Annotated in this window: 3 protein-coding genes and 2 rRNA genes; all 5 read left to right on the forward strand. The window is 61.8% G+C overall.

The window, feature by feature from the left end:
• The first annotated feature begins 172 nt into the window (after window positions 1-172).
• The 5 genes from PFLCHA0_RS03735 to recD all read left to right on the forward strand — a co-directional run bounded on the left by PFLCHA0_RS03735 (window position 173) and on the right by recD (window position 12,701).
• A 23S ribosomal RNA gene (locus tag PFLCHA0_RS03735) occupies window positions 173-3,064 on the forward strand.
• Between the two features lie 138 nt (window positions 3,065-3,202).
• Window positions 3,203-3,318 (forward strand): 5S ribosomal RNA (gene rrf, locus PFLCHA0_RS03740).
• A 163-nt stretch (window positions 3,319-3,481) separates the two neighbouring features.
• Window positions 3,482-6,934, forward strand: a complete 3,453-nt coding sequence (recC, locus tag PFLCHA0_RS03745) for an exodeoxyribonuclease V subunit gamma (protein WP_015634039.1) — start codon at window positions 3,482-3,484, stop codon at window positions 6,932-6,934.
• Window positions 6,931-10,623 (forward strand): exodeoxyribonuclease V subunit beta, encoded by a 3,693-nt coding sequence (gene recB / locus PFLCHA0_RS03750; protein WP_015634040.1) that lies wholly within the window; start codon window positions 6,931-6,933, stop codon window positions 10,621-10,623. Before recC ends, recB begins: the two co-directional genes overlap by 4 nt.
• The gene (gene recD / locus PFLCHA0_RS03755; protein ID WP_015634041.1) at window positions 10,620-12,701 is read left to right on the forward strand and encodes an exodeoxyribonuclease V subunit alpha; all 2,082 of its coding nucleotides are present in this window, start codon (window positions 10,620-10,622) and stop codon (window positions 12,699-12,701) included. Before recB ends, recD begins: the two co-directional genes overlap by 4 nt.
• Window positions 12,702-12,763 lie beyond the last annotated feature (62 nt).

A 12,763-nucleotide genomic window follows, 5' to 3' on the forward strand; every position in this document is an offset into this window, starting at 1 on the left:
GATTAGATCGTTCTTTAAAAATTTGGGTATGTGATAGAAAGATAGACTGAACGTTACTTTCACTGGTAACGGATCAGGCTAAGGTAAAATTTGTGAGTTCTCTTTTAATTAAGAATGCAAATTTTCGGCGAATGTCGTCTTCATAGTATAACCAGATTGCTTGGGGTTATATGGTCAAGTGAAGAAGCGCATACGGTGGATGCCTTGGCAGTCAGAGGCGATGAAAGACGTGGTAGCCTGCGATAAGCTTCGGGGAGTCGGCAAACAGACTTTGATCCGGAGATCTCTGAATGGGGGAACCCAGCCATCATAAGATGGTTATCTTGTACTGAATACATAGGTGCAAGAGGCGAACCAGGGGAACTGAAACATCTAAGTACCCTGAGGAAAAGAAATCAACCGAGATTCCCTTAGTAGTGGCGAGCGAACGGGGACTAGCCCTTAAGTGGCTTTGAGATTAGCGGAACGCTCTGGAAAGTGCGGCCATAGTGGGTGATAGCCCTGTACGCGAAAATCTCTTAGTCATGAAATCGAGTAGGACGGGGCACGAGAAACCTTGTCTGAATATGGGGGGACCATCCTCCAAGGCTAAATACTACTGACTGACCGATAGTGAACTAGTACCGTGAGGGAAAGGCGAAAAGAACCCCGGAGAGGGGAGTGAAATAGATCCTGAAACCGTATGCGTACAAGCAGTGGGAGCAGACTTTGTTCTGTGACTGCGTACCTTTTGTATAATGGGTCAGCGACTTATTTTCAGTGGCAAGCTTAACCGAATAGGGGAGGCGTAGCGAAAGCGAGTCTTAATAGGGCGTCTAGTCGCTGGGAATAGACCCGAAACCGGGCGATCTATCCATGGGCAGGTTGAAGGTTAGGTAACACTGACTGGAGGACCGAACCGACTACCGTTGAAAAGTTAGCGGATGACCTGTGGATCGGAGTGAAAGGCTAATCAAGCTCGGAGATAGCTGGTTCTCCTCGAAAGCTATTTAGGTAGCGCCTCATGTATCACTGTAGGGGGTAGAGCACTGTTTCGGCTAGGGGGTCATCCCGACTTACCAAACCGATGCAAACTCCGAATACCTACAAGTGCCGAGCATGGGAGACACACGGCGGGTGCTAACGTCCGTCGTGAAAAGGGAAACAACCCAGACCGTCAGCTAAGGTCCCAAAGTTATGGTTAAGTGGGAAACGATGTGGGAAGGCTTAGACAGCTAGGAGGTTGGCTTAGAAGCAGCCACCCTTTAAAGAAAGCGTAATAGCTCACTAGTCGAGTCGGCCTGCGCGGAAGATGTAACGGGGCTCAAACCATACACCGAAGCTACGGGTATCACGTAAGTGATGCGGTAGAGGAGCGTTCTGTAAGCCTGTGAAGGTGAGTTGAGAAGCTTGCTGGAGGTATCAGAAGTGCGAATGCTGACATGAGTAACGACAATGGGTGTGAAAAACACCCACGCCGAAAGACCAAGGTTTCCTGCGCAACGTTAATCGACGCAGGGTTAGTCGGTCCCTAAGGCGAGGCTGAAAAGCGTAGTCGATGGAAAACAGGTTAATATTCCTGTACTTCTAGTTATTGCGATGGAGGGACGGAGAAGGCTAGGCCAGCTTGGCGTTGGTTGTCCAAGTTTAAGGTGGTAGGCTGGAATCTTAGGTAAATCCGGGGTTCTAAGGCCGAGAGCTGATGACGAGTTACCTTTTAGGTGACGAAGTGGTTGATGCCATGCTTCCAAGAAAAGCTTCTAAGCTTCAGATAACTAGGAACCGTACCCCAAACCGACACAGGTGGTTGGGTAGAGAATACCAAGGCGCTTGAGAGAACTCGGGTGAAGGAACTAGGCAAAATGGCACCGTAACTTCGGGAGAAGGTGCGCCGGTGAGGGTGAAGGACTTGCTCCGTAAGCTCATGCCGGTCGAAGATACCAGGCCGCTGCGACTGTTTATTAAAAACACAGCACTCTGCAAACACGAAAGTGGACGTATAGGGTGTGACGCCTGCCCGGTGCCGGAAGGTTAATTGATGGGGTTAGCTAACGCGAAGCTCTTGATCGAAGCCCCGGTAAACGGCGGCCGTAACTATAACGGTCCTAAGGTAGCGAAATTCCTTGTCGGGTAAGTTCCGACCTGCACGAATGGCGTAACGATGGCGGCGCTGTCTCCACCCGAGACTCAGTGAAATTGAAATCGCTGTGAAGATGCAGTGTATCCGCGGCTAGACGGAAAGACCCCGTGAACCTTTACTATAGCTTTGCACTGGACTTTGAATTTGCTTGTGTAGGATAGGTGGGAGGCTTTGAAGCGTGAACGCCAGTTTGCGTGGAGCCATCCTTGAAATACCACCCTGGCAACTTTGAGGTTCTAACTCAGGTCCGTTATCCGGATCGAGGACAGTGTATGGTGGGTAGTTTGACTGGGGCGGTCTCCTCCTAAAGAGTAACGGAGGAGTACGAAGGTGCGCTCAGACCGGTCGGAAATCGGTCGTAGAGTATAAAGGCAAAAGCGCGCTTGACTGCGAGACAGACACGTCGAGCAGGTACGAAAGTAGGTCTTAGTGATCCGGTGGTTCTGTATGGAAGGGCCATCGCTCAACGGATAAAAGGTACTCCGGGGATAACAGGCTGATACCGCCCAAGAGTTCATATCGACGGCGGTGTTTGGCACCTCGATGTCGGCTCATCACATCCTGGGGCTGAAGCCGGTCCCAAGGGTATGGCTGTTCGCCATTTAAAGTGGTACGCGAGCTGGGTTTAGAACGTCGTGAGACAGTTCGGTCCCTATCTGCCGTGGACGTTTGAGATTTGAGAGGGGCTGCTCCTAGTACGAGAGGACCGGAGTGGACGAACCTCTGGTGTTCCGGTTGTCACGCCAGTGGCATTGCCGGGTAGCTATGTTCGGAAAAGATAACCGCTGAAAGCATCTAAGCGGGAAACTTGCCTCAAGATGAGATCTCACTGGAACCTTGAGTTCCCTAAAGGGCCGTCGAAGACTACGACGTTGATAGGTTGGGTGTGTAAGCGCTGTGAGGCGTTGAGCTAACCAATACTAATTGCCCGTGAGGCTTGACCATATAACACCCAAGCAATTTGCTTAAGAAGCGAGTTGCGGTGTGTGAAGACGATACAAACCGAAAGTTTGCGAACACACAAATCTATTACATACCCATTCGCTGGCACGTTGCACAAGCAACGGACTGGCTACCGAATTTCTTGACGACCATAGAGCGTTGGAACCACCTGATCCCATCCCGAACTCAGAAGTGAAACGATGCATCGCCGATGGTAGTGTGGGGTTTCCCCATGTGAGAGTAGGTCATCGTCAAGATTAAATTCCGAAACCCCAACTGCACATGCAGTTGGGGTTTTGTTTTTGCGCGACATAAAAGCCTGGCGCTTTCTCTGTCACTGTTTGCTCGACCTGGCTGCCACTGCCCGGTGACAGTGCTAAGGTTCCGCCCTAGCTTTTTGCATTCTCCAAGGAAGCCTTTATGCCGGACGCCTCGTCCCTCAACCCTGGTTTCATGGTGGTTCACGGTAACCGCCTGGACGAGTTGCGCAGCCTGGTGGTCAGCTGGATGCGGCGTTATCCCCTGGCGCCCCTGGAAAATGAAATTGCCCTGGTACAGAGCAACGGTATCGCCCAATGGCTGAAACTGGCCCTGGCCGAAGACCCCGAAGTGGATGACGGCGGTGGCTGCGGTATTGCCGCTGCCATTGATGTGCAATTGCCGGGCAGTTTCATGTGGCAGTTGTACCGCCTGGTCCTGGGGCGAGACGAAATCCCGCCCAAATCCCTGCTGGATAAAGCTCCCCTGACCTGGCGGCTGATGCGCCTGTTGCCGGAGTTGATCGATGAGCCGCATTTCGAACCCCTGCAACGCTTCCTGACCCACGACAGTGACCTGCGCAAGCGCTATCAATTGGCCGAGCGTCTGGCCGATCTGTTCGACCAATACCAGGTATATCGAGCCGACTGGCTGGAGGATTGGGCCGCCGGCCGCCACCAACTGCGCAATGGTCGTGGTGAAACCAAGGCCCTGACGCCTGCCAACTGCTGGCAGGCCGAGCTATGGCGCGCGCTGCTGTTGGATGTCGGCACCGAGGGGATGGCCCAGAGTCGCGCAGGCGTTCACCAGCGCTTTATCGAGCGGATCAACCAACTGGAGGTGGCGCCCAGGGGCTTGCCGTCCCGAGTGATCGTTTTCGGTATCTCTTCGCTGCCGGCCCAGGCCCTGGAGGCACTGGCCGGGTTGGCCCGCTTCAGTCAGGTGCTGCTGTGTGTGCACAACCCTTGTCGCCATCACTGGGCCGATATCGTTGCCGACAAGGACCTGCTGCGCCACCAATACAAACGCCAGGCGCGCAAGGCCGGCATGCCTCAGGCCCTGGATCCGCAAACCCTGCACCAGCACGCCCACCCGCTGCTGGCCGCCTGGGGCAAGCAAGGCCGTGACTACATCAACCTGCTGGACAGCTATGACGATCCCAACAGCTATCGAAGCGCTTTTCGCGATGGCCGGATCGATCTGTTCAGTGACAGCCAGCCGGCCAGCATGCTCCAGCAATTGCAGGACGACATTCTCGAACTGCGCCCGCTGAACGAAACACGTGAGTTGTGGCCGCAGGTCGATATCCAGCACGATCAATCGATCCGCTTTCACATTGCCCACAGCGCCCAGCGAGAAGTGGAAATCCTTCACGACCAGCTCCTGGCGCGCTTCAGTGCAGAGCCCGATCTGCGGCCCCGGGATGTGATCGTCATGGTCCCGGACATCGACAGCTACGCCCCGCATATCCGCGCCGTGTTCGGCCAGCTGGAGCGGGATGACCGGCGCTTCATTCCCTTTACCCTCACTGACCAGGGCCAGCGTGGCCGTGACCCGCTGCTGATCGCCGTCGAACATCTATTGAAGCTGCCGGACAGTCGTTTTCCGGTCAGTGAGATTCTCGACTTGCTGGACGTTCCAGCCCTGCGTGCGCGTTTTGGCGTCGACGAAGCCGACCTGCCGACCCTGCACCGCTGGATTGAAGGTGCCGGCATCCGTTGGGGAATGAATGCCGAGCAGCGCGCAGAACTGGGGCTGCCCCCGGAACTGGAGCAGAACAGCTGGCGTTTCGGCTTGCGGCGCATGCTCCTGGGTTATGCCGTCGGCCGCTCCGACGCCTGTGACGGTATCGAGCCTTATGACGAGATCGGTGGCCTGGATGCGGCGCTGATCGGTCCCCTGGTCGCCCTTCTTGACGCCCTGCAGATCGCCTACCAGCAACTCACCCAGCCGGCGGTTCCGGCGGAGTGGGGCGAGCGCCTGCACAACCTGTTGGAACAGTTCTTCCTTGCCAGCAACGAGCACGATGATTACCTGCTGGGACAGCTCGACGACCTGCGGGAAACCTGGCTGGAAACCTGCGAGTCTGTGGGCCTGCAAGATCAGTTGCCGCTGACGGTGGTCCGCGAAGCCTGGCTGGCCGGCCTGGACCAGGGGCGCCTGTCCCAGCGTTTCCTCGCCGGAGCGGTGAACTTCTGCACCCTGATGCCAATGCGCGCCATCCCCTTCAAGCTGGTGTGCCTGCTGGGCATGAACGATGGCGATTACCCCAGGGCGCAGCCGCCTCTGGACTTCGACCTGATGGGGAGCGACTACCGCCCCGGCGACCGATCACGGCGCGAAGACGACCGTTACCTGCTGCTTGAAGCGCTGCTCTCGGCTCGTGACCAACTTTATGTCAGTTGGGTTGGCCGCAGCATTCGCGACAACAGCGAGCGCCCGGCCTCGGTCCTGATCGGCCAGTTGCGCGATCACCTGGCCAGCGGCTGGCGGCTGCCCAATGAGCAGGACTCCCTGCTGGAGGCCCTGACCCAGGAGCATCCCCTGCAACCCTTCAGTGCCCGCTATTTCCACGACAGCGACACGCTGTTCAGCTACGCCCGGGAGTGGCAAGTGCTGCATCAGGTCCGAGAGGAACTGGGCGCAGTCGAACGCCTGGAACCCTATGTCCAGGACGAGCCCCTGAGCCTTGCCCAGTTGCAGGATTTCCTGCGCAACCCGGTGCGGCATTTCTTCAGCCAAAGGCTCAAGGTGTTCTTTGAAGCCATGGAAGCACCGCTGGCCGATGAAGAGCCCTTCGTGCTCGATGCTCTACAGCGCTACAGCCTCAGCGACAGCCTGCTGGAAGCGGCGCTGGGCGACGCCGCGCAGCCCGAGCAAGCCTTGCAGGCCCAGGCCCAGAGGCTGCAAGCCAGTGGCCTGTTGCCCATGGCCGGTTTTGGCGAATGCCTGCAGCGCGAACTGCTGGAGCCCCTGCCGGACCTGTTGCAGCGTTATCGGCAACTGCTCGACCTGTGGCCGACCCCGGTAACCAGTGCGCTGCCTGTGAGCCTGGAACTGCAAGGCGTGCGCCTGGAAGGTTGGCTCAGCAGCCTGCACCAGCGAGCTGATGGCGGGTTGTTGGCTGTGAGCGCCATCCCCAACGGCATCGGCTCGACCAAGACCCGTAAATGGCATCGGCTGATCAAGCCTTGGGTCAATCATCTGCTGGCCTGCGCCAGTGGTTACTCCTTGACCACCGCGCTGGTGGCCAGCGATGACAGCCTGTTGTTGCCGCCGCTGGAGCAGGAGGTGGCCCGGCAGATTCTCGGCAACCTGCTGCAGGCCTGGCAGGCCGGCATGCGCCAGCCGCTGCCGGTGGCGATCAAGACCGCCTTCGCCTGGCTGGGCCAGAGCGACCCGGACAAAGCCGCGGCCGCTGCACGCAAGACCTACGATGGCGACGGCCAGAACAGCGAGGGCGAACGCCGGCAAAGCCCGGCCCTGGCCCGCCAATTCGCCGACTACAACGCACTGATCGCCGATGAAACCTTCAGCGGTTGGGCCGAGACCCTTTATCGACCCCTGTTGAATGCTCCCTGGCGTTCGGCGCTCGGCGAGGAGGCAGGCGCATGACTGCACAAGCTCCCCTGGCCCTGGCATTTCCTCTGCGCGGCAGCCAGTTGATCGAGGCCAGTGCCGGTACCGGCAAGACCTTCACCATCTCCGCGCTCTACTTGCGCCTGGTGCTGGGCCATGGCGGTGAGGCGGCGGGTTTCGGGCGTGAATTGCTGCCGCCGCAGATACTGGTGGTGACCTTTACCGATGCCGCCACCAAGGAATTGCGCGAGCGCATTCGCACGCGCCTGGCGGAGGCCGCGCGCTTCTTTCGCGATGAAACCAGCGCCCCCGATGGCCTGATCGTCGAGTTGCGTGAGCAATACCCCGTCGAGCAGTGGGCCGCCTGTGCCAATCGCCTGGACATCGCCGCGCAATGGATGGATGAGGCCGCGGTCTCGACCATCCACAGTTGGTGCCAGCGCATGTTGCGCGAACATGCGTTCGACAGCGGCAGCCTGTTCACCCAGACCCTGGAAACCGACCACAGCGACCTGCTGGGCCAGGTTCTGCGCGATTACTGGCGGCTGTTCTGCTACCCGATGCAGGGTGATGCCCTGAACTGGGTGCGCAGCCATTGGGTCGGGCCGGCCGAACTCATGCCCCGGGTGCGGGCAATGTTCGGCAACGAGCGTCGGGACCCACCCGAGCAGACGCCGAGCGAGTTGATCGAAGCCTGCCTGCAAGAACGTCGTGAAGCCCTGGTGCAGATCAAGGCGCCCTGGCGCGAGTGGGCCGCGCAACTGCGGGAGATCTGCCTGCAAGGCGTGGCCAGCAAGAGCGTCGACGGGCGCAAGATGCAGGCCCGGTTCTTCGAGCCCTGGTTCGAAAAGATCAGTGCCTGGGCCGAGGACGAATCCGTCGAGCAACTGGACATCGGCACCGGCTTCACCCGCCTGACCCCCGAAGGTATGAGCGAGGCCTGGAAAGGCGCGGCCCCCGATCACCCCGGGCTCGACGCCATGGCCGTGCTCAAGGCCAGCCTCGATGCCTTGCCCAGCCCGGATGCGGCGGTCCTGCAACACGCCGCGCAATGGGTGGGGGCACGTTTCGAAGAAGAGAAGCGGCGGCGCGCCGAGATGGGCTTCGACGACATGCTGCTGCGCCTGGACAGCGCCCTGCAGAGCGATGGCGGCGAGCGCCTGGCGACCCTGATCCGCGAGCAGTTCCCGGTGGCCCTGATCGACGAATTCCAGGACACCGACCCGGTGCAGTACCGGATCTTCGAAAGCATCTACCGGATCGAGGCCAACGACCCCGAGACCGGCCTGTTCCTGATCGGCGATCCCAAGCAGGCGATCTACGCCTTCCGTGGCGCCGATATCTACACCTACCTGCGGGCACGCCAGGCCACCAGCGGGCGCCTGCACACCCTGGGTACCAACTTCCGCTCCAGCCAGGCCATGGTCAGCGCGGTCAACCATGTGTTCCTGCAAGCCGAACAGCGGCCGCAGGGACAGGGAGCCTTCCTGTTTCGCGAAGCGGATGGCGAGAACCCGGTGCCATTCCTGGCGGTGGCCGCCCAGGGGCGCAAGGAGCAACTGCTGGTCGACGGCCAGCCGGTGCCGGCACTTAACTTCTGGCAATTGCCTTCGGAACAGCCGCTGTCCGGGGCCCAGTATCGCCAGCATCAGGCGGCGGCTTGCGCCACTGCGATTGTCGGCCTGCTCAATGGCGGCCAGCAGGGGCGCAGTGGGTTTGTCCGTGAGCAGCAAGCGCTGAAAGGCTTGCTGCCGGCGGATATCGCGATCCTGGTGCGCGATGGCAAGGAGGCCCAGGCCGTGCGCGGCGAGCTGGCCGCCCGCGGGGTGCGCAGTGTGTACCTGTCGGACAAGGACTCGGTGTTCGCCGCCCAGGAAGCCCGGGATGTGCTGGTGTGGCTCAAGGCTTGCGCCGAGCCGGACGTGGAGCGGCCGCTGCGCGCGGCCCTGGCGTCCCTGACCCTGAACCTGCCGCTGCTGGAGCTGGAGCGGCTTAACCAGGATGAACTGGCCTGGGAAGCGCGGGTCATGCAGTTCCGTGGCTACCGGGCGATCTGGCGCAGCCAGGGCGTGCTGCCGATGTTGCGGCGCCTGCTGCATGACTTCCAGCTGCCCCAGGCGCTGATGGCCCGCAGTGATGGCGAGCGGGTGCTGACCAACCTTCTGCACCTGTCCGAGCTGCTGCAACAAAGCGCCGCCGAACTCGACGGCGAGCAGGCCCTGATCCGCCATCTGGCCGAGCACCTGGCGCTGTCCGGGCAGGCAGGGGAGGAGCAGATCCTGCGCCTGGAAAGCGATGAGCAACTGGTCAAGGTGGTGACCATCCACAAGTCCAAGGGCCTGGAATACCCCTTGGTGCTCCTGCCCTTCATCTGTTCCACCAAGCCGGTGGATGGCAGCCGCTTGCCGCTGCATTACCACGATGCTGCCGGCAAGCCCCAGGTCAGCCTACGGCCCACCCCGGAGCTGATTGCCCTGGCCGATGAAGAGCGCCTGGCGGAAGACCTGCGGCTGCTCTATGTGGCCCTGACCCGGGCCCAGCATGCCTGCTGGCTGGGGGTGGCCGATCTCAAGCGGGGCAATCACAGCAGCTCGGTGTTGCACCTTTCGGCCCTGGGTTACCTGCTGGGCGGCGGCGATGTCCTGGGCGAATCCAGCGCCTTGTTGCGCTGGCTGCTGGACCTGCAGCAGGGCTGCGCTGCGATTGGCGTGTCCGAGCTGCCCGTCGTCGATGACCAGCGCTATCAGCCACCGCGCAACGAGGCCACCCTGCTGGCGCCGCTGACGCCCAGCCGTCGCGCCGCGGAAAACTGGTGGATTGCCTCCTACAGTGCCTTGCGCATCAGCGACATCCTGGGGGCGGGCAGCACCGAGGCGCCGGAAAACCCCCAGGCGCAGAAACTCTTCGACGACGAACGCCTGGACCCCGAAGCTCCTCGGGAAACCCTGGCCAGCGGCGGCGATATCCACCGCTTCCCCCGCGGCCCGAACCCCGGGACCTTCCTTCATGGCCTGCTGGAGTGGGCCGGGGAGGAGGCTTTTGCCGCTGCCCCCGAGGCGATCGAGGACGCCGTGGCCCGGCGCTGCAATCGCCGCGGCTGGCAAGGCTGGATCCCGACCCTGAGCGACTGGCTGCAGCACCTGCTGCAAGCGCCCTTGCCCCTGGGCGAGGGCCAGGCACCGGTGGTGCTCGGGCAGTTGACCCAGTACCGGGTCGAGATGGAGTTCTGGTTCGCCAGCCACAAGGTCGATGTGCTCAAGCTCGATGAGCGGGTACGCCAGCAAACCCATCAGGGCGCGCCCCGAGTCACGGCCGAGCCGGTATTGCTCAACGGCATGTTCAAGGGCTTTATCGACCTGACCTTCGAGCACCAGGGCCGCTATTACGTGGCCGACTACAAATCCAACTGGCTGGGCGCGGACGACGCGGCCTACACCGAGCAGGCCATGGAACAATCGATTCTCGACAACCGTTACGACCTGCAATACGTGCTGTACCTGCTGGCCCTGCACCGGCAATTGAAGGCCCGGCTGGCGGACTACGACTACGATCGCCATGTGGGCGGCGCCTTGTACCTGTTCCTGCGGGGCACCCGTGCCGCCAGCCAGGGGGCCTACTTCGCCCGGCCGCCTCGACAGTTGATCGAGCAACTGGACCGCATGTTCCAGGGCCAGCCCGAGCCACCCAAGGCCGAGCCCGCCTGGGAGCAGGGAGTGCTGCTATGACCCAGGACCTGTTCGATGCACTGGACCAGGCGCCGCAACCGGCCTTCGACCTGGCGCCCCTGAGCCGCGCCGACGACTTGCTGCTGTTGCTTGAACGCTGGGTCGAGCGCGGCTGGCTGCGTTCCCTGGACCGGGCCTTTGTCGGCTTCCTGCATGAGCTGGACCCGGGCTGTGATCCGCTGGTACTGATGGCCGCGGCCCTGACCAGCCATCAGCTGGGGCACGGGCATGTCTGCCTGGACCTGTTCGAAACCCTCAAGGAGCCGGACTTCGCCCTGTCGCTGCCGCCCGAAGGCGACGCACAAAACGGCGCACCGGCGCTGCCGTCCCAGGTGTTGATGGGGCTTGAAGGGGCGCACTGGTGCAAGGTCCTGGCCGGCAGCCGCCTGGTGGCCCTGGCGGCGGATCATGCCGAGTCTTCCCGGCAGCGGCCGCTGGTGCTGTCCGGCAAGCGCCTGTACCTGCGCCGCTACTGGGCCTATGAGCGGCGTATCGACAACGCCTTGCACCAGCGCCTGGCCTTGGCCGAGGCCACCCCGGAAAACCTCGCGGCGCGCCTCGACGGGCTGTTCGGCCCGGCCAAGGCGGCGGGGCCCGTCGACTGGCAGAAACTCGCCTGTGCCCTGGCCACCCGGGGCGCCTTCAGCATCATCACCGGCGGCCCCGGCACCGGCAAGACCACCACCGTGGTGCGCCTGCTGGCCTTGCTCCAGGGCCCGGCGGTGGAAGCACGCAAGCCGCTGCGCATTCGCCTGGCGGCGCCTACCGGCAAGGCCGCGGCGCGCCTGACCGAGTCCATCAGCTTGCAGGTGCGTTCCCTCGCGGTGCCCGATGAGGTGCGGGAAATGATCCCCAGCGAGGTGACCACCGTGCACCGCTTGCTGGGCAATCGCCCGGGCACCCGGCATTTCCGCCATCACGCCGGCAACCGCTTGCCCCTGGATGTCCTGGTGGTGGACGAAGCCTCGATGATCGACCTGGAAATGATGGCCAACCTGCTGGACGCCTTGCCCATCCATGCACGCCTGGTGTTGCTGGGGGACAAGGACCAACTGGCCTCGGTGGAAGCCGGCGCCGTGCTCGGCGACCTGTGCCGTGACGCCGAGGCCGGTTGGTACAACCCGCAGACCCGGGCCTGGCTGGAGGCGGTCAGTGGCGAGAACCTGGGAGCCAGCGGCCTGCAGGAAGACAGCGCCCACCAGCATCCCCTGGCGCAGCAGGTGGTGATGCTGCGCCATTCCCGGCGTTTCGGCGAAGGCAGCGGCATCGGCCAGCTGGCGCGTTGGGTCAACCAGCAGCAGGCCGATGAAGCCCGGCGCCTGCTGGCGGCTCGCAGCCATGCCGACCTGTATGGCCTGAGCCTCAAGGGCGAGCAGGATCGGGCCCTGGAGCGGCTGCTGCTGGAGGGCCATGGCGAGGGGCCGCAAGGCTACCGCCACTACCTGAATGTACTGCGCAGCCAGCGCCCGCCGCCGGGTACGCCTCTGGAGGATCGGCGCTGGACCGACTGGGCGCGCCATGTCCTGCAGGCCTTTGATCGCTTCCAATTGCTGTGCGCGGTGCGCAAGGGCCCCTGGGGTGTCGAAGGCCTGAACCTGCGGATCACCCAGGCGCTGTTCAAGGCCCGGCTGATCGACAGTGACCAGCAATGGTACGAGGGCCGCCCGGTGCTGATGACCCGCAACGATTACGGCCTGGGCCTGATGAACGGTGATATCGGCATCGCCCTGAAACTGCCGGAGCAGGAAGGCTCGGAGGCGGGGCGTCAGGTGCTGCGCGTCGCCTTTCCGCGCAACGATGGCCAGGGCGGGGTGCGGTTGGTGCTGCCAAGCCGGCTCAATGACGTGGAAACCGTTTACGCCATGACTGTGCATAAGTCCCAGGGCTCGGAGTTCGCCCACACCGCGTTGATCCTGCCCGACGCTTTGAACCCGGTGCTGACCAAGGAGCTGATCTACACCGGTATCACCCGGGCCAAGGACTGGTTCAGCCTGATCGAGCCCCGTGCCGGAGTGTTCGAAGAGGCTGTTCGGCGCAAGGTCAAGCGTCTGAGCGGGTTGATGCTGGAGTTGGACTGACGCCCATGTTTCCGGCTTTTCTCAGGCATCGTGCTCGGGCGCTGGTCTCGCTGCATTTTCCC

This window comes from Pseudomonas protegens CHA0, assembly GCF_000397205.1.
In the GTDB taxonomy this organism is placed as follows: domain Bacteria; phylum Pseudomonadota; class Gammaproteobacteria; order Pseudomonadales; family Pseudomonadaceae; genus Aquipseudomonas; species Aquipseudomonas protegens.